The following is a 15800-nucleotide window of genomic DNA, read 5'->3' as shown; positions in this document are numbered from 1 at the left end:
GTCAGTGCGTCTCCGCCGCGGAAGTTTCCTGCAGCGCCGGCGCTTCGGGGAACAGGCCGGCGAGCGCGGCGATCGGAATGATCGCGAAGCCCACCGCGACGACGATGGCGATCACCACCGCGATACGGCGCTTGAGCGGATGCTGCGACGGACGCGCCACGCCCAGCGTGCGCGTCACGGCCCAGGCGCCGTGGTAGAGATGCAGGCCCAGCGCCGCCATCGCGAGGATGTAGAAACCGGCCACGAGCGGATTGGCCAGACCGATCCGCAGGTTGTTGTACGGATCGAGGTGCACGAACTGCGGATGCACCGTGCCCAGCGTCATGTGGAGGATGTGATACACCAGGAAGACGAGCAGCAGCACGCCGCCCCACTTCATCGTCTTCGCCGCGAGGGTGGTCACCTGCGGCTTGCGCGTCGTGTAGTCCTGCGGACGCGCGGCCTTCGAGATCATCGTGAGCTGATAGGCCGATACTACGTGCAGCACGACCGCTGCAAGCAACCCGATGCGCACCGTCCAGAGGAGCGGCATGCTGGTGCGGAGCAGCAATGCGTAGTGGTGCATTGCGTCCTGCCCCTTGAACATCAGGAAGTTGCCGGACATGTGGCCGATGACGAACAGGATTCCGATGATCCCCGTCACCGCCATCACGATCTTCTTGCCGATCGTGCTCTGCCAGAACCGCGTGAGACCGTACATAGGCGAGGTAAGTGAAGAAACCGGCGCGGTCCGAGGGACCGCGCCGGTTTCGCCAGGTCAGAGGGAGAGCACCGACATCGGTTCGCGCACCGCCTGGGCGGAGCGTTCGAGTGCGGCCTTTTCGTCGGCGGTGAGTTCGATCTCGAGCACCTTCTCGAGGCCGTTCTTGCCGAGCTTGCAGGGCACGCCGAGGAACAGCCCCGACATCCCGTATTCACCCTCGAGCCATGCGGCACACGGCAGGATGCGCTTGCGATCGTGCACGATCGCATCGACCATCTCCACCGCGCCCGACGACGGCGCATAGTACGCCGAGCCGGTCTTGAGATACTTCACGATCTCGGCGCCGCCGTCACGGGCGCGCTGCACGATCGCATCGAGCTGCTCACGCGGCATGAGCTGCGTGATGGGGATGCCGCTGATGGTCGTGTACGAGATGAGCGGCACCATCGTGTCGCCATGGCCGCCCAGCACCATGGCCTGGATGTCGCGCACCGACACGTCGAGCGCTTCGGCGATGAACGAGCGGTAGCGCGCCGTGTCGAGCACGCCGGCCATGCCGATCACGCGCTCGCGCGGGAAGCCCGTCACATGCTTCGCCACGTGACACATCACGTCGAGCGGATTCGACACGACGATGATGATCGCGTTCGGCGAGGTGGCCTTGATCTGCTCCGCCACCGACTTCACGATGCCGGCGTTCGTGTTGAGCAGATCGTCACGCGACATGCCCGGCTTGCGGGCGATGCCGGCCGTGATCACGACGATGTCCGAGCCCGCCGTCTCCTCGTAGCCATTGGTGCCGATGACGCGCGTGTCGAAGCCTTCGACGGGCGCCGACTCCCACTGATCGAGGCCCTTCCCCTGCGGGATGCCTTCGACGACGTCCACCATGACGACCGTGCGGCCGAGTGACTTCTCGGCGATACGCTGGGCCGTGGTGGCGCCGACATTGCCCGCGCCTACGACCGTGATCTTGTTGACCATGTTGTGCCGGATCTCCGAACGGCTGGCGAAGCTGAAGAACGGTGTACGTGAACTGGAGCGCCGTACCGTCGGCAACACGGACCGTACCGGCCATGAGCGCCATGGCGTCCAGATGAGTGCGTTTGCGCAACATAGGGTGCGATAGCCACGCGAGCAACTTCGCTCGTGAATGCCGTCGTGCAGCCCCTCTGCAATGCCTTACCCGCCCACCTCGCTCAGCGCACGCAAGCCGCCGACACGCAATTGCAGCAATGCATGCTCCCGGGGCTTTTCTGCCAGTGCCCGTGTAAAGAGCGGGGCGAGCGGTTCACCCCGTCGCAAGGCATCGCGCAGCGGCACCTCGTGTTCGCCGAACAGGCAGGTCCGCAAGCGGCCGTCGGCCGTCAGCCTAACCCGATTACATTTCTCGCAATACGTATGGGTCATGGGCGTGATCACGCCCACCGAGCCCGGCGCACCGGCGTAGCGGTAGTACGCCGCTGGCCCGTTGCCCTGCACGGGCGTGGCATCCGGCAGGAGCGCATCCACGGCCGACAACCGCGCGAGGATCTCGTCGCTGGGCACCACGTGCTCCCAGGTGAGATCGCGCAGCTCTCCCACCGGCATCAGCTCGATGAAGCGGACATGCCAGGGATGCTCGCGTGTCAGCGCCGCGAAATCGCCCAGCTCGTCGTCATTGATGCCGCGCATGACGACGACGTTGACCTTGATGGGCCCGAGGCCCGCTTGTTCCGCCGCCAGGGCCGCCGTATGCAGGGCAAATCCCAGATCGCGGCGGGCAATGGCCGCCACACGCTCCGGACGCAGCGAATCGGCACTGATGTTCACCCGGTGCAGTCCGGCATCGGCCAGCGCGCCGGCCATCTGCGGCAGCTTCACGCCATTGGTGGACAGCGCGATGTCCTCGATCCCCGGAATGTCGCGCAGCAGCCGGACGAGACGCGGCAGCTCGGGGCGGATGGTCGGTTCACCGCCGGTGATGCGCAGGCGCCGGAGGCCCAGTGGCGCGAGCTGCGCGACGATGTCGGCAATCTCTTCGTAGCGCAGGATATCGGCCTTGGGGAGCCACGGCAGCCCTTCCAGCGGCATGCAGTACTGGCACCGGAAGTTGCACCGATCGGTCACCGAGATGCGCAGGTACTCGATGGATCGCCCGAACTGGTCGCGCATCAGGCCGTACCTCCCGCGGTTCGTGTGGGATCGATCCACACCCGGTCACCGTCCACGTAGTGCTCGCGCTTCCAGATGGGCACCCGCTGCTTGAGCGCCTCGATGACCGCCCGTGCGCCGTCGCAGGCCTGCGCGCGATGGGCATGCGCGGCCACGATGGCCACGCTCACCTCACCAATACCCAGCGTCCCCACCCGATGCTCCACCGACACCCGGAGCCCCGGGGTCGCCGCGCAGGCCTCCTCGGCCACTGCCGCCAGCTCACGGGCGGCCATGGCTTCGTAGGCCTCGTATTCGATGCCCGTGACCGGTCGCCCATCGTTGAAGTCGCGCACGGTGCCCAGGAACACCGAGATGGCCCCCACGCCGTCGTCCTGCGTGCGAGTGATCAGGGCACCCACGTCGATGGGCGCGGTGACGATGGCGGCGTGCAGCAACGGCACCGCTCAGCCCCCGGCCACGGGTGGAATGAGCGCTACCTCGTCGCCCGCCTGCACCGACGTGTCCGCGCCTGCCAACTGCTGATTGACCGCCACCAGAACCCGCGGCGGCAGCTGGTCACCGCCCGGCATGGTGCGCAGCGCCGCCACCAGCGTGTCCACGGCGCAGGGCACGCCGAGGGGCACGAGCAGTTCGCGGGTACCGAACGCATCGGCATACGAGGCGAAGAGCAACACGGGAATGCTCATGGGCGAAAGATAGCGTCCGGCGGGCCGACGGCGTGAAGCGGGCAAGGAGCGGACACGAGCACCAAACACGCGCGCCCCGCGGGCTTGAGCCGCGGGGCGCTGGAAACAACGGAGAAATAACGACGGAAACGATATCGGAGACGGTCGGGGCCGGCGCACGTGCCGTGCGCGCCTCAGCTCTCGCTGTCCTCGTCGTCCTCGAGCAGGTTGGCGTCGATACCGGCCACCATCGCGCGCAGCTCCTTGCTGGGCTTGAACACGGGCACCGGCCGCGCGGAGACTTCCACCGGAGAGCCCGTGCGCGGATTGCGCGCCATGCGGGTCTTGCGCTGGCGGATCTTGAACGTGCCGAAACCACGCACCTCGATGTTCTTCTGCTCCTGCATCGCTTCCTTGATGGCATCGAGGAAGGCGTCGACGACGCGCGCGCAGTCCTTCTTGGAGATCGTCGGTCCGGCCGTTCTGGCAATGCGTGCCGTGACGTTCTCGACGAGGTCGGCTTTGGTCATGGGGCGAGCGATGGGTGCGGAGCTGAGGCGCGCGGAAACGCGACGAGCACCAAGCAGTGGCTCGGTGCCCGCGCAGCGAACGTATGGCCTTAGTGCTTATCAGTCAAGCGTTTGGGCCTTCTCACCCCGACGCTGTCTCAACGCCGACAGGAACTGATCGAAGAGCGGCACCGCATCGTGCGGGCCGGGCGCCGCTTCCGGATGGTACTGGACGGCGAAGATCGGAAGGGTGCGGTGGCGCAGCCCTTCCACGGTCCCGTCATTGAGATTGATATGGGTCACCGCCAGCTCCGGTGCCCCTTCCACGCCCTCCGGGCTGCCCGCCACGGCAAACCCGTGGTTCTGGGCGGTGATGAGCACCTGCCCCGTGGCGAGGTCTTTCACCGGCTGATTTCCGCCGCGATGCCCATAGGGCATCTTGACCGTGCGTCCGCCGAACGTGAGGCCGAGGAGCTGATGGCCCAGGCAGATGCCGAAGATCGGCACTTCCGTACTGGCAATTTTCCGGATGGTCTCGGGCGCGTAGCTCACCGCCGCCGGGTCCCCGGGGCCGTTGGAGAGGAACACGCCGTCGGGATTCATGGCCAGCACGCGGTCGGCCGGGGTGTCCGACGGCACCACGGTGACGCGGCATTCATGTGCTTCGAACAACCGCAGGATGTTGCGCTTGATGCCGTAGTCGTAAGCCACCACGTGATACGGCGCCTGGGCATTGCCCCAGTCGTACGTCTCGCGCGTGGAAACGACCGTCGCCAGATCGAGCCCTTCCATGCTGGGGCAGGCGTCGAGTGCGGCCAGCGCGGCCTGGTCGGGTTTGTCACCCAGGCCGATCACGCCACGCATCACGCCCACGCTGCGCAGGTGCTTGGTGAGGCGGCGGGTGTCGACCTCGGTGAGCACCGGCACACCGGCGGCTTCCAGCCACTCGCGCAGGCCGCCCGTGGCGCGCCAGCTCGAGTAGGTCGGCGACAGTTCGCGGCAGACCACCGCGGCCACCTGCGGGTGGGCCGACTCGGGGTCGTCGGTGTTGATGCCGTAGTTGCCGATCTGCGGAGCCGTCATGACCACGGTCTGCCCGCGGAACGAGGGGTCGGTGAAGACCTCCTGGTATCCGGTCATGACCGTCGTGAAGACGATTTCGGCAACGGTGGGGTGGGTCGGCCCCACGAGCCGGCCGAGAAAAAGGGTTCCGTCCTCGAGGAGGAGGAACCCTTTGGGCGGGAGTGTGCTCACCGCGTCCTTACGGCTTGGCGGGGGCCGCCGGTGTCGCGCCGGGGGCTGCGGCCGGCGCTGCGTCCGGGGTCAGCGGAGCGGCCGGGGCGGCCGTGTTGGCGTTGGACGGCGCCGTGGGGGCCGCCTGCGACGCCGGAGCCGCGAGCCGGTCGAGCACCGACTTGGGCGCGCTCGATCGGGTGCTCATGAGCTGCAGGATGAACGCGAGACCCAGGAAGATCCCGCCGCACCACCAGCTTGCCTTCGTGAGGAGGTTCCCCGCCTGACGGCTGCCGATGATGGAATCGGCCGAGGAGCTCGCGCCACCGAAGCTGGCGGCGAGTCCGCCACCCTTGCCCGACTGCAGAAGAATCGCCGCGCCCAGTACCAGCGCGTCGATGATGAGAAGGATCAGCAGGAACGTGTACATGGAGCGGCAGTGGCGACGGACATGAACGGACGTATTGCAGCGGCGCGCCCGAAGTGGATCGCGCGCCAGTGAGCCTCGAAAGATCGCGAAGTGCGAGCCCGGAGACAAGGCGGCAAGGGGTATGGGGCGTGGGTTTGCGGTTTGGAGATGAACAACCGGGTCGTGGGTCACAGGACACGGGTCACGAGACCCGGTACCGGGTTGTTCACCCCCAAACCGCAAACCCACGACCCGAAACTCCGTTTCAGGCCCTCACGATCCCCGCCCACGAATCCGCATCCAGCGAGGCCCCGCCCACCAGCAGGCCGTCCACATCCGACGCCGCCAGCAACTGCGAGGCGTTGCCGCGGTTCACCGAGCCGCCGTACAGGATGGGAATGGTGGCCGCCATCTTCTCGCCCACGCGGGACACCAGCGCCTGGCGCAGCACGCCGTGAATCTCGGCGGCGTCCTCCGGAGTGGCGGTGCGGCCGGTTCCGATGGCCCAGACCGGTTCGTAGGCCAGCATGATCGCGCCGATCTGCGGGTCGTCGAGCTCCGCCAGCCCCGCCGTGAGCTGACGCTGCACCACTTCGGCCGTGCGTCCGGCCTCACGCTCGGCCAACGTCTCGCCCACGCAGAGCATCGGGATCAGACGCGCCTGCGCGATGAGGGCCATCTTCTTCGTGGTCGTTTCGTCGCTCTCCCCGAACACGTGGCGGCGCTCCGAATGGCCCACGAGCACCACCCGTGCGCCCGCGTCGCGCGCCATCAGCACCGAGTTCTCGCCGGTGAAGGCGCCCTGCGCTTCCGTGTACACGTTCTGGACACCCACCTGGATCTCCGGACGCTCGCGCAATCCCTCGACGACCGTGGTGAGCGTGATGGCCGAGGGAAAGAAGATCACGGTGCGATCGGCGAGTCGGGGCGCCTGCGCGAGGAACCGCTGCAGGAAGGCCTTCGCATCGGTCGGACCGTGATTGAGTTTCCAGTTGGCCGCAATGACCGGCTTGAGATACATGGGATCGCGTGCGAGGAAGGTGATGAACAGTGATGAAATGAACGATCAGCGCTGATCGAGAGCGGACACGCCGGGGAGGTCCTTCCCTTCGAGGAATTCGAGCGATGCCCCGCCGCCGGTGGAGACATGCGACATCTTCGACTCGAGCCCCGCTTCGGCCACGGCCGCCGCGGAGTCGCCGCCGCCGATGATGGTCGTGGCGCCGTGATCGGTGGCCAGTGCCATCGCGTCGGCCACGCCACGCGTGCCGACATCGAAGGGCGGCTTCTCGAACACCCCCATCGGGCCGTTCCAGAGCACCGTCTTCGCCTGTTCGATGAGCGTACGATAGTGCGCCACGCTGGCCGGCCCGATATCGAACATGGCCTGGCCGGCCGGAATCGCATCGCGGGCCACGGCCGTGGCCTGCGCGCCCGCGTCCATCGCCGGCGCGATGACGGCATCCACCGGCAACACCAGTTTGCTGCCGGCGCGCGCGAGCAATTCGCGCGCCATGTCGAGCCGGTCGGGTTCCACGAGGGAATTGCCCGTTTCGAAGCCCATGGCCCGGAAGAACGTGCAAGCCATGGCGCCACCGATCAGCAGATGATCGACCTTGGGCAGCAGGGCTTCCACCACGTCGATCTTGCCCGAGATCTTGGAGCCGCCCAGGATGGCCACGAACGGTCGCGCGGGGTTGGCCAGCGCACCACCCAGATACGCCAGCTCCTTCTCCATGAGCAGACCGGCCACGGCCGGACGGCAGTATTTCGCCACGCCGGCGGTACTCGCATGTGCGCGATGCGCCGCACCGAACGCGTCGTTCACATAGAGATCGCCCAGCAACGCGAGCTGCTGCGACAGGGCGTCGTCGTTCTTCTCCTCACCCGGCAGAAAGCGGGTGTTCTCGAGCAGCAGCACTTCGCCCGCCGGCAACGCATGCGTGGCCGCCACTGCGGCGGGGCCCACGGTCTCGGCGAGGAAATGCACGGGACGCGGCAGCAACACGGCAAGCCGCTCGGCCACCGGCGCGAGCGAGTACTTCGCCTCCGGCGCGCCCTTGGGCCGTCCGAAGTGCGCCAGCAGGATCACGCGCGCGCCGGCATCGAGCAGCGTGATGATCGTCGGCAGCGCCGCCGTGATGCGCGTGTCGTCGGCGACCTTGCCGGCATCGTCGAGCGGCACGTTGAAATCGACGCGCACGAGCGCGCGCTTGCCCGCGAGATCGGCGGGAGTGAGATCGCGGATGGTCTTGGTGTTCATCACCGGATGCGAGGCGGGAAATGGAACCGGGAAAACGACAGGGAGACCCGTCCGTGCGGTCTCCCTGTCGTCAGGCCTGATGGAGGCCGATATGTCCGGACGAGCTCAGAGGCGCGAGCCGACGAACCGCAGCAGATCGACGCAGCGCGACGAATAGCCCCACTCGTTGTCATACCAGCCGGAGATCTTCACCATCGTGCCGTTGATGACGATCGTGCTGCCCGCGTCGAGTGTGCACGAGTTCGGATTGCCGATGTAGTCCACCGACACGAGCGGCACTTCGCTGTAGCCCAGCACCCCTTCCAGCGGACCCGATTCCGCGGCCGCCTTGAACGCCGCGTTCACTTCGTCCTTCGTGACCGGACGTTCCACGATGCACGTCAGGTCGGTGAGCGACACGTCGGGCGTGGGCACACGCACGGCCACGCCGTCGATCTTGCCCTTCACTTCGGGGATCACGAGCGCGGTGGCCTTGGCGGCACCGGTCGTGGTGGGGATCATCGACACCGCGGCCGCGCGGGCGCGACGCAGATCCTTGTGCGGCAGATCGAGGATGCTCTGATCGTTCGTGTAGCTGTGGATGGTGACCATCGAACCATGCACGAAGCCGAACGTGTCCCGGATGACCTTCACCATCGGCACGAGACAGTTGGTCGTGCACGACGCGTTCGAGATGATGTGATGCGACGCCGGATCGTACTTGTCGCTGTTCACGCCCATCACGACGGTGATGTCTTCGTTGGTGGCGGGCGCCGAGATGATGACCTTCTTCGCGCCGCCCTCGATGTGCTTGCGGGCGTCTTCCGCCTTCGTGAACCGGCCGGTGGACTCGAGCACGATGTCGACACCGAGTTCCTTCCACGGCAGCTTCGCCGGCTCACGCTCGGCGAGAATGCGGATGCGATCGCCGTCGATCGTGATGGCGTCGGCTTCGTGGCCCACCTGCCCGTCGAACGTGCCGTGCACCGAATCGTACTGGAACAGATGCGCCAGCGTGGCGGTGTCGGTGAGATCGTTGATCGCGACGAAATCGATGTCCGCCACGCCCTGCTGCTTCGCGGCGCGCAGTACCTGGCGCCCGATGCGGCCGAAGCCGTTGATGCCAACCCGAATGGCCATTCGTGTCAGTTCCTGAGTGAGTCGTCGTCGGAAGCGGCACGGTCACCGGAGTCCGGTGCCCGTCCGAAAGTGACACAGCTGATGATGCGCGCACCGCCCTCCAGCAGCGCGTGGGCGGCGGCGTTGAGCGTCGCGGCCGTGGTGACGACGTCGTCCACGAGAACGACGTGCTGGCCGCGCAGCATCGCGCGCCGGTGAGCCGGCACGGCAAACGCCCCCGAAACGTTGCTCGTACGCTGCGAGGGTGTCAACCGGACCTGGGACTCCGTGTGGCGTTCACGCCGCAGAATGTCGTGCCACACCGGGACCTGCCAATGGGGAGCCAGTGCCCGTGCCAATACCTCCGCCTGGTTGTAGCCGCGTTCCCGGAGCCGCTGGGTGGAGAGTGGCATCGGGATCACCGCCGCGCGCTCCTCGCGCACGTCCGGCGGCCAGTCGAGACGGGCCATGCGACGGGCCATGGGTCGGGCCACACGGTGCCAGCCCTGGTACTTGAGCGCATGCACCAGTTCGCCACCGGTGCCGTCGTCCATACGGCAAACCGACCGCACGATGCGAATGGCGGGATCGAGGCGCGTGCACCACCGGCAGGGTGGAAGATCCACGGCGGAGGGCCAGGTCGGGCCGGCGGCAGTTGGGCGTGCGATGGGGAGCGGAATGCTCAGCGACAGACGGGGATGACCGCACCGCGCGCACTGCGGCAGTGCCAGCGGCACCAGTCGCGCCAGGCAGGTGCCACACACGATGCTGTCTTCCGTGGCCTCTCCACCGCGCCCCGGCGAGTGCGCGCGCCGGCAGAGCACGCAGGCGCCGGGCAGCAGAAAATCGACGAGGCCGTCGACGAATGTCCGCCAGGACGCCGACGTCTCACGTGCCGGTGACCCCGGTGCGCGTATCATGTCCGCGCCTCGTCGGGAGGCGGCATCGGCACGCCCAGCGCGTCCCACATGACCTGACGCGGTGCCGTCATGCCAAACCATGTCTCGAACGCGGCCGCGCCCTGCTCCACCAGCATGCGCAGACCGTCTTCGGCCACGAGTCCGCGTGCGCGTGCTGCCCGGACCCACGGCGTGCCACTTTCGTTTTTGCGATGATGCGCCGGCCGGTAGACGAGATCGAAGACGGCGGCGTTTTTGCCGAACACCGCCGGATCGGCCGGCAGTGGATCCTCGTCGTGCAGGCCCAGCGATGTGCTGTTGACGATCAGATCCGCGGCGCCGAGTGCCGCGCGTGCGGCCTCGCTCCCGAAGGGAAGCACCGCGCCTGCGACACCGGTACGGGAGAGCAGCGCCGACGCGCGGTCGGTGGTGCGGGCGACGATCGTGATGTGGTATCTTTCGAATCGGGCCAGCGCCAGCAGCACCGCGGCGGCCGAACCTCCGCTACCCAGCAGGACGGCGTGAGCTCGTGCCGCGTCGTCGACGGCGGCCCGCTGCGCTGCGCTGTGTTGCGATGAATGGCGTCGCGCCGCGCTGCGTAGCGCACCGCGCAACGCCGTGATCGTCGCCCACGCGCCATCGACATCGGTGTTGTGCCCGCACAGCGCGCCGTCCTCGAACCAGAAGGTGTTCACGGCGCCGGCGCGTCGGGCCACGTCCGACAATCGCACACAGGCCGCGGCCACCGCTTCCTTGTGCGGGATGGTGACATTGCCTCCGGTGCGGGTCTCCCGGCACGTCTCCAGTGCGGCTGACAGATGCCCGGCGCTCACATCGAAACGCGCATACTCCAGCGCCAGTTCGCACGCGGTCAGCGCGGCATTCTGAAACACCGGCGACAGCGAGTGCGCGACCGGATGACCCAGAATCGCCAGACGCGAAGGACGTTGGCCGGCGACGATGCGCATTCAGCCCGACTGCCCTGCCCGATCGGTCGTCACCTTGTCGAGAATCTCGCCGATTTCCTGTTCGAGTTCTTCGTAGGTGGAGCGATACACATCGAGATCCCCACCGAAGGGATCCGTCACCGGACGGGCTTCGCGGCCCGTGTAGGCCGTGAGCATCCACGTGCGACCCGCGCCCCCCAGGGCTTCGACACGATCGAGATGGTGCGGGCCCATGGTGAGAATGACATCGGCGCCGGCCACAATTTCCGGCGACAGCGTGCGCGCCCGGTGATCGCCCAGTTCGACGCCGTGCTCGAGCGCCACGAGCAGAGCGCCGTCAGAGGCGGACGCACCCGGCCAGGCGCTGGTGCCCGCGCTGCCCACCGTGATGTCGGTGAGTCCGCGTTGCGTGATGAGATGTCGCGCGATGCCCTCAGCCAGCGGGCTGCGGCAGGTGTTGCCAGTGCAGACGAACAGCAGATGCATCGGACGCATGGGAAGTCTCAGGTGTCGCCGATGAGATCGGCCACGCAGGTGCGGAGCAGTGGCGCGGGAAGCGCGCCCGGACGAATGATGCGCGCGCGGCGGCCGGTGCAATCCACCACGGTCGACGCGCGTGACGGCGCGAGCCGGCCGGCCTCGAGCACGCGCAGGGTGCCGCGATGAATCTGATCGGGCCACTGCTCCACGATCTCCGTGGCGGTCATCGCCGGTGGCACGCCGGGACGATTGGCACTCGTGCTGGTGATCGGTTCGCCGTACGCAGCGAGCAGACGCTGCAGACCGGGATGTGGAGTCCAGCGCACGGCCACGCCACCTTCGGGGCCACGCAGACGTGGCGGCACCCGATGATCGCCGCCCCGCAGCACCAGGGTGAGCGGGCCGGGCCAGAAACGCGCCGCCAGTTGCGCGGCATACGTGGGTAGATGCAGGTCGAGACGTGCCACCTGCGACGGATCGCCGATGAGCAGCAGAAACGGCTTGCCCAGTGGACGCCCTTTCATGCGCACCAGCGATTCCACCGACTCGTGGTCGACCGCCGTGCCGAAGCCGTAGACGGTCTCCGTGGGATAGGCGAGCACGCCACCATTGGCGAGATGCGCGATCGTATCCCGCAGCGACGCTTCGATCTCCGCCGGCGACCAGAACGGAATGGTCAGGCCGTTCATTCGCGCAGGATGCTGAGCGCTTCGGCGCGCGCGAAATCGGCTTCTTCGGTGATCTTCATGCCCCGCTCACTGCCGCGCACCACCACCACCGGATGCCCGAGCCGCTCCAGCAATGCGGCATCATCGGTGGCGCCCACCCGATCACGCTGCGCGGCAATGTGCGCCTCTTCCAGCAACTGGCGCGGAAACGCCTGCGGCGTCTGCGCGCGCCAGAGCCGTGTGCGGTCCACCGTGCGCACGATGCGGCCGTCGTCGTCCACTTCCTTGAGCGTGTCCACGACGGGCAGTGCCGCGATCGCGCCATGTCCCCTGCGCGCTTCGGCGATGACCCGATCGATGGTCTCGTCGGTGACCAGCGGGCGCGCGGCATCGTGCACCACCGCCACCACCACCTCCTCCGGCAGATCTTCGAGGCCATTCACCACGCTCTCGTGCCGCTCGGCGCCGCCCACCGACACCAGCAGACGATCCACATCACACTGGAACAGCCAGGGTGGCGGATCGGCGGCATACGCTTTGGGAAGCACCACCACCACCACGGCCACGTCGGGGCGCGCCATGAACGCCTGCACGCTGTGCAGCAGTGCCGGTTTGCCCGATACCCACCGGAACTGTTTGAGCTCCGTGCTGCCCGTGCGGGATCCGGAACCACCGGCCACGATCACCACGCCCACATCACGTACGACGTCACCGCGGGGGGCCACTTCGCCACGCGAGGCGATCGCCGGCGGTGGAATGATCCGTCGCGGCGGTTGCAATGGCGGCTGCGATGCGCCCATGGGCGGTTCACCCGTAGGCTGCTCGTCCGTATGCGGTGCACCCGTGCGCGACTCACTCATGCGGCATCCTTCCCGACCGTGCGCTGCAGGACATCTGCCAGTGTGCGCACGCCGATCAATGTGATGTCTCCCGGTACCCGCCGCGGAATGGCGCGATCCGACAGAAACGCGGTGGTCATCCCCAGTTTGGCCGCTTCCGCGAGACGGCGCTCCGCCTGCGACACCGGACGCACTTCGCCACCGAGTCCGAGTTCGCCGAGGAACACCGCATGAGCCGGCAGCGGACGGTCCACGACGCTCGATGCCAACGCGGCCACCACCGCCAGATCGACGCTTGGTTCCTGCACCCGCATGCCACCCACCACGTTGCAGAACACGTCGAGCTGCGCGCAGGGAAAACCGCCGCGTTTGTCGAGGACGGCGAGCAGCAACGCCAGCCGGCGCGCATCGATGCCGTTGGCCACCCGCTGCGGTGTCCCGAACCCGGCGCGTGTCGCGAGCGCCTGCACTTCCACCAGCAGCGGCCGTGTGCCTTCCATGAGCGCACACACCGCGCTGCCACTGGCCACTTCGCGACGATCGCCGAGGAACAGCGCCGATGGATTGTCCACGGGAACGAGTCCGGAGCCCACCATGCGGAACACGCCGATCTCGTCGACACTGCCGAAGCGGTTCTTGGTAGCCCGCAGTACCCGGTGGTCGAGCGTGCCGTCACCTTCGAAATACAGCACGGTGTCCACGATGTGCTCGAGCGTCTTGGGGCCCGCGATGCCACCGCCCTTGGTCACGTGGCCGATGACGAACACCGTCGTGCCGGTGTCTTTCGCGAAGCGCATCAGCCGCGCGGCGCACTCGCGCACCTGCCCGACGTTGCCCGGCGCACCTTCGAGCAGTTCGGTGTGTACCGTCTGGATGGAGTCGATGATCAGGGCGCGCACCGGTCGGCCTTCACTCACCGGCTGCGCCGCCGTGGCGAGAATGGTTTCCAGCGACGTTTCGGTGAGCAGACTCACCGCGCTCGCATCTTCCGCCAGTCGTTCGGCGCGGAGTCGCACCTGCAGCGCACTCTCTTCACCCGACACGTACAACGTGGCCTGCCCAGCCGCTTCGAGACGCGCCGCGACCTGCAGCAACAGTGTGCTCTTGCCGATACCGGGTTCGCCGCCCACCAGCACCATGCTGCCGGGAACGATGCCGCCACCCAGCACGAAGTCGAACTCATCGAGCCCCGTGCGCCACCGCGGCGTATCGGTGGCCGTGACCGCACCCAGCGCCACCGTGCGTGCGGCCACGCCGGCGGTGGCCCGCGCGGCCGACCGTTTGCTCGTGGTGACGGGTGCGACGATCTCTTCGGCCAGTGTGTTCCACGCGCCGCAACTCTCGCAGCGCCCCGCCCACTTGGGAAACTCCGCGCCGCACTCGGTGCAGCGATAGACCGTGCGCGCCTTCGCCATCAGAACGGTGTGCCGCTGAAATCGTCCGGACCGCGCACGAGCTTCGGTCCGCCGTATCCGCCGCCGATGCTCCCGCCGCCATCGTATCCCATGTCGGGCGGCGGCTGGCGCGGCGAGAAGTTGTCGAAGCGCGTGTACTGCTTGTGAAAGAACAGCCGCGCGCTGCCGATCGGACCATTACGCTGCTTGCCGATGATGATCTCGGCGCGTCCTTCGAGCGACGGATCCTTGAGTCGGCCGTTCTCGTCGCGTTCGGCGTACACTTCCTGACGGAAGATGAACATGATCACGTCGGCGTCCTGCTCGATGGCGCCCGATTCACGAAGATCGGAGAGCTGCGGACGTCCCTTGTCGTCGCCGGTGCGCTGTTCCGGAGCGCGCGAGAGCTGCGAGAGCGCCACCACGGGCACGCCCAGCTCCTTCGCGAGCGCCTTGAGGCCGCGCGAGATCTGCGAGACTTCCTGCTGACGGTTCTCCACGCCGGCCGGGCCCGTCATGAGCTGCAGGTAGTCCACGATGATGAGTCCCAGATCGTGCTCCGACTTGAGACGACGCGCCTTGGCGCGCATCTCGAGCAGGGTGATACCGGGCGTGTCGTCGATGAAGATCGGGGCATGACTCAGAATACCAGCCGCCTTCGCCAGACGTGGCATCGATTCATCGAGCGCCCTACCACCTTTACGCAAAGCCTGGGCGTCGATGAGCGCCTCCGACGCCAGCATACGCTGCACCAGCGATTCCTTGCTCATTTCGAGCGAGAAGAACGCCACCGGGATCTTGGCCGTGATGGCGGCGTGCTGCGCGATGTTCAGCGTGAACGCCGTCTTGCCCATGGAGGGACGCGCCGCCACGATGACGAGATCGGCCGGCTGGAATCCCGACGTCATGTGATCGAGCTCGAGGAACCCCGAGGGCACGCCGGTGATGGCCTGATCGCGCTGCGAGAGCAGCTCGAGCTTCTCCATGGCCGGCCACAACAACTCCTTGATGCGCGCGAAGCCGCTGCGCTCCTTGCTCTGCCCGAGCGCGAAGATGCGCGACTCGGCGCTGTCGAGCAGATCGCTCGCCGTCAGCCGTCCTTCGAATGCCTCCTGTACCACTTCCGTGCTCACTTCGATCAGGCGGCGCAGCAGCGCCTTCTCCTTCACGATGCGCGCGTGGTACTCCACGTTGGCCACCGTGGGCACGGCGTCCAGGAGAAACGCGAGATACTCGCGTCCACCGGCGTGTTCGAGCTCTCCGCGCCGCTCGAGTTCGTCGGCGAGCGTGAGCGGATCGACCACGTCGCCGCGCTCGGTGATCGCGAACATCGCGCGATAGAGCCGGCGATGCCCCTCGCGGTAGAACATCGTGTCGTCGACGTGTTCGGCCGCGCGCATGATCGCGTCGGCATCCAGCAGCATCGCGCCGAGCACCGCCTGTTCAGCTTCCTCCGACCAGGGCGGACGCCGTTCCTTGTACGGATCACGCGGAGCCGGCGACTGCACGGCGCCGGCGGGGACCAGACCGGTCATT

Annotated in this window: 18 protein-coding genes; all 18 read right to left on the bottom strand. The window is 67.4% G+C overall.

Annotation, left to right across the window (positions count from 1 at the left end):
• Position 1 precedes the first annotated feature (1 nt).
• Positions 2-700, bottom strand: a complete 699-nt coding sequence (locus WG208_RS07080) for a succinate dehydrogenase cytochrome b subunit (RefSeq protein ID WP_337170637.1) — start codon at positions 698-700, stop codon at positions 2-4.
• Between the two features lie 57 nt (positions 701-757).
• Positions 758-1687 carry a malate dehydrogenase gene (mdh, locus tag WG208_RS07075; RefSeq protein ID WP_337170636.1) on the bottom strand — a complete coding sequence of 310 codons (930 nt, stop codon included), beginning with the start codon at positions 1685-1687 and terminating at the stop codon, positions 758-760.
• A 198-nt stretch (positions 1688-1885) separates the two neighbouring features.
• Complete coding sequence (gene moaA, locus WG208_RS07070; protein ID WP_337170635.1) at positions 1886-2857, bottom strand: GTP 3',8-cyclase MoaA; 972 nt, start codon at positions 2855-2857, stop codon at positions 1886-1888.
• Positions 2857-3300, bottom strand: coding sequence for a molybdenum cofactor biosynthesis protein MoaE (locus WG208_RS07065; protein ID WP_337170634.1), 444 nt, complete (start codon positions 3298-3300; stop codon positions 2857-2859). Before WG208_RS07065 ends, moaA begins: the two co-directional genes overlap by 1 nt.
• 3 nt (positions 3301-3303) lie before the next feature.
• Positions 3304-3546 carry a MoaD/ThiS family protein gene (locus tag WG208_RS07060; protein ID WP_337170633.1) on the bottom strand — a complete coding sequence of 81 codons (243 nt, stop codon included), beginning with the start codon at positions 3544-3546 and terminating at the stop codon, positions 3304-3306.
• Between the two features lie 173 nt (positions 3547-3719).
• Entirely contained in the window at positions 3720-4055 is a 336-nt protein-coding gene (locus tag WG208_RS07055) for an HU family DNA-binding protein (protein ID WP_337170632.1), read from the bottom strand.
• Positions 4056-4154: 99 nt separating this feature from the next.
• Positions 4155-5288 (bottom strand): glutamine-hydrolyzing carbamoyl-phosphate synthase small subunit, encoded by a 1134-nt coding sequence (gene carA, locus WG208_RS07050; protein ID WP_337170631.1) that lies wholly within the window; start codon positions 5286-5288, stop codon positions 4155-4157.
• 7 nt (positions 5289-5295) lie between these two features.
• Entirely contained in the window at positions 5296-5697 is a 402-nt protein-coding gene (gene secG / locus WG208_RS07045) for a preprotein translocase subunit SecG (RefSeq protein ID WP_337170630.1), read from the bottom strand.
• Positions 5698-5941: 244 nt separating this feature from the next.
• A complete protein-coding gene (tpiA, locus tag WG208_RS07040; RefSeq protein ID WP_337170629.1) occupies positions 5942-6697 on the bottom strand; it encodes a triose-phosphate isomerase in 756 nt (251 codons plus the stop codon).
• 45 nt (positions 6698-6742) lie between these two features.
• Entirely contained in the window at positions 6743-7939 is a 1197-nt protein-coding gene (locus tag WG208_RS07035; protein ID WP_337170628.1) for a phosphoglycerate kinase, read from the bottom strand.
• Between the two features lie 105 nt (positions 7940-8044).
• A complete protein-coding gene (gene gap, locus WG208_RS07030) occupies positions 8045-9058 on the bottom strand; it encodes a type I glyceraldehyde-3-phosphate dehydrogenase (RefSeq protein ID WP_337170627.1) in 1014 nt (337 codons plus the stop codon).
• Between the two features lie 5 nt (positions 9059-9063).
• Complete coding sequence (locus tag WG208_RS07025) at positions 9064-9957, bottom strand: phosphoribosyltransferase family protein (RefSeq protein WP_337170626.1); 894 nt, start codon at positions 9955-9957, stop codon at positions 9064-9066.
• Positions 9954-10904: a shikimate dehydrogenase gene (locus WG208_RS07020; protein WP_337170625.1), complete on the bottom strand. Its 951-nt coding sequence runs from the start codon at positions 10902-10904 to the stop codon at positions 9954-9956. The genes WG208_RS07025 and WG208_RS07020 overlap by 4 nt, the downstream gene beginning before the upstream one ends.
• The gene (locus WG208_RS07015; protein WP_337170624.1) at positions 10905-11378 is read right to left on the bottom strand and encodes a low molecular weight protein arginine phosphatase; all 474 of its coding nucleotides are present in this window, start codon (positions 11376-11378) and stop codon (positions 10905-10907) included.
• An 8-nt stretch (positions 11379-11386) separates the two neighbouring features.
• On the bottom strand, positions 11387-12052 hold the full coding sequence (locus tag WG208_RS07010) for an L-threonylcarbamoyladenylate synthase (protein WP_337170623.1): 666 nt from the start codon (positions 12050-12052) through the stop codon (positions 11387-11389).
• Positions 12049-12891, bottom strand: a complete 843-nt coding sequence (gene ispD, locus WG208_RS07005) for a 2-C-methyl-D-erythritol 4-phosphate cytidylyltransferase (RefSeq protein ID WP_337170622.1) — start codon at positions 12889-12891, stop codon at positions 12049-12051. The genes WG208_RS07010 and ispD overlap by 4 nt, the downstream gene beginning before the upstream one ends.
• The gene (gene radA, locus WG208_RS07000) at positions 12888-14285 is read right to left on the bottom strand and encodes a DNA repair protein RadA (protein ID WP_337170621.1); all 1398 of its coding nucleotides are present in this window, start codon (positions 14283-14285) and stop codon (positions 12888-12890) included. Before radA ends, ispD begins: the two co-directional genes overlap by 4 nt.
• Complete coding sequence (gene dnaB / locus WG208_RS06995; RefSeq protein WP_337170620.1) at positions 14285-15799, bottom strand: replicative DNA helicase; 1515 nt, start codon at positions 15797-15799, stop codon at positions 14285-14287. The genes radA and dnaB overlap by 1 nt, the downstream gene beginning before the upstream one ends.
• Position 15800: the final 1 nt, after the last annotated feature.

It is taken from the genome of Gemmatimonas aurantiaca (assembly GCF_037190085.1).
GTDB lineage: Bacteria > Gemmatimonadota > Gemmatimonadetes > Gemmatimonadales > Gemmatimonadaceae > Gemmatimonas > Gemmatimonas aurantiaca_A.
Note: the sequence above shows the minus strand (reverse complement) of the source record. Positions and strands in the feature narration are given on the sequence as shown.

Coding starts and splice junctions, on each gene's coding strand:
- WG208_RS07080 (WP_337170637.1), bottom strand. CDS start 700: ATGTACGGTCTCACGCGGTTCTGGCAGAGCACGATCGGCAAGAAGATC.
- mdh (WP_337170636.1), bottom strand. CDS start 1,687: ATGGTCAACAAGATCACGGTCGTAGGCGCGGGCAATGTCGGCGCCACC.
- moaA (WP_337170635.1), bottom strand. CDS start 2,857: ATGCGCGACCAGTTCGGGCGATCCATCGAGTACCTGCGCATCTCGGTG.
- WG208_RS07060 (WP_337170633.1), bottom strand. CDS start 3,546: ATGAGCATTCCCGTGTTGCTCTTCGCCTCGTATGCCGATGCGTTCGGT.
- WG208_RS07055 (WP_337170632.1), bottom strand. CDS start 4,055: ATGACCAAAGCCGACCTCGTCGAGAACGTCACGGCACGCATTGCCAGA.
- secG (WP_337170630.1), bottom strand. CDS start 5,697: ATGTACACGTTCCTGCTGATCCTTCTCATCATCGACGCGCTGGTACTG.
- tpiA (WP_337170629.1), bottom strand. CDS start 6,697: ATGTATCTCAAGCCGGTCATTGCGGCCAACTGGAAACTCAATCACGGT.
- WG208_RS07035 (WP_337170628.1), bottom strand. CDS start 7,939: ATGAACACCAAGACCATCCGCGATCTCACTCCCGCCGATCTCGCGGGC.
- gap (WP_337170627.1), bottom strand. CDS start 9,058: ATGGCCATTCGGGTTGGCATCAACGGCTTCGGCCGCATCGGGCGCCAG.
- WG208_RS07025 (WP_337170626.1), bottom strand. CDS start 9,957: ATGATACGCGCACCGGGGTCACCGGCACGTGAGACGTCGGCGTCCTGG.
- WG208_RS07020 (WP_337170625.1), bottom strand. CDS start 10,904: ATGCGCATCGTCGCCGGCCAACGTCCTTCGCGTCTGGCGATTCTGGGT.
- WG208_RS07015 (WP_337170624.1), bottom strand. CDS start 11,378: ATGCGTCCGATGCATCTGCTGTTCGTCTGCACTGGCAACACCTGCCGC.
- WG208_RS07010 (WP_337170623.1), bottom strand. CDS start 12,052: ATGAACGGCCTGACCATTCCGTTCTGGTCGCCGGCGGAGATCGAAGCG.
- ispD (WP_337170622.1), bottom strand. CDS start 12,891: ATGAGTGAGTCGCGCACGGGTGCACCGCATACGGACGAGCAGCCTACG.
- radA (WP_337170621.1), bottom strand. CDS start 14,285: ATGGCGAAGGCGCGCACGGTCTATCGCTGCACCGAGTGCGGCGCGGAG.
- dnaB (WP_337170620.1), bottom strand. CDS start 15,799: ATGACCGGTCTGGTCCCCGCCGGCGCCGTGCAGTCGCCGGCTCCGCGT.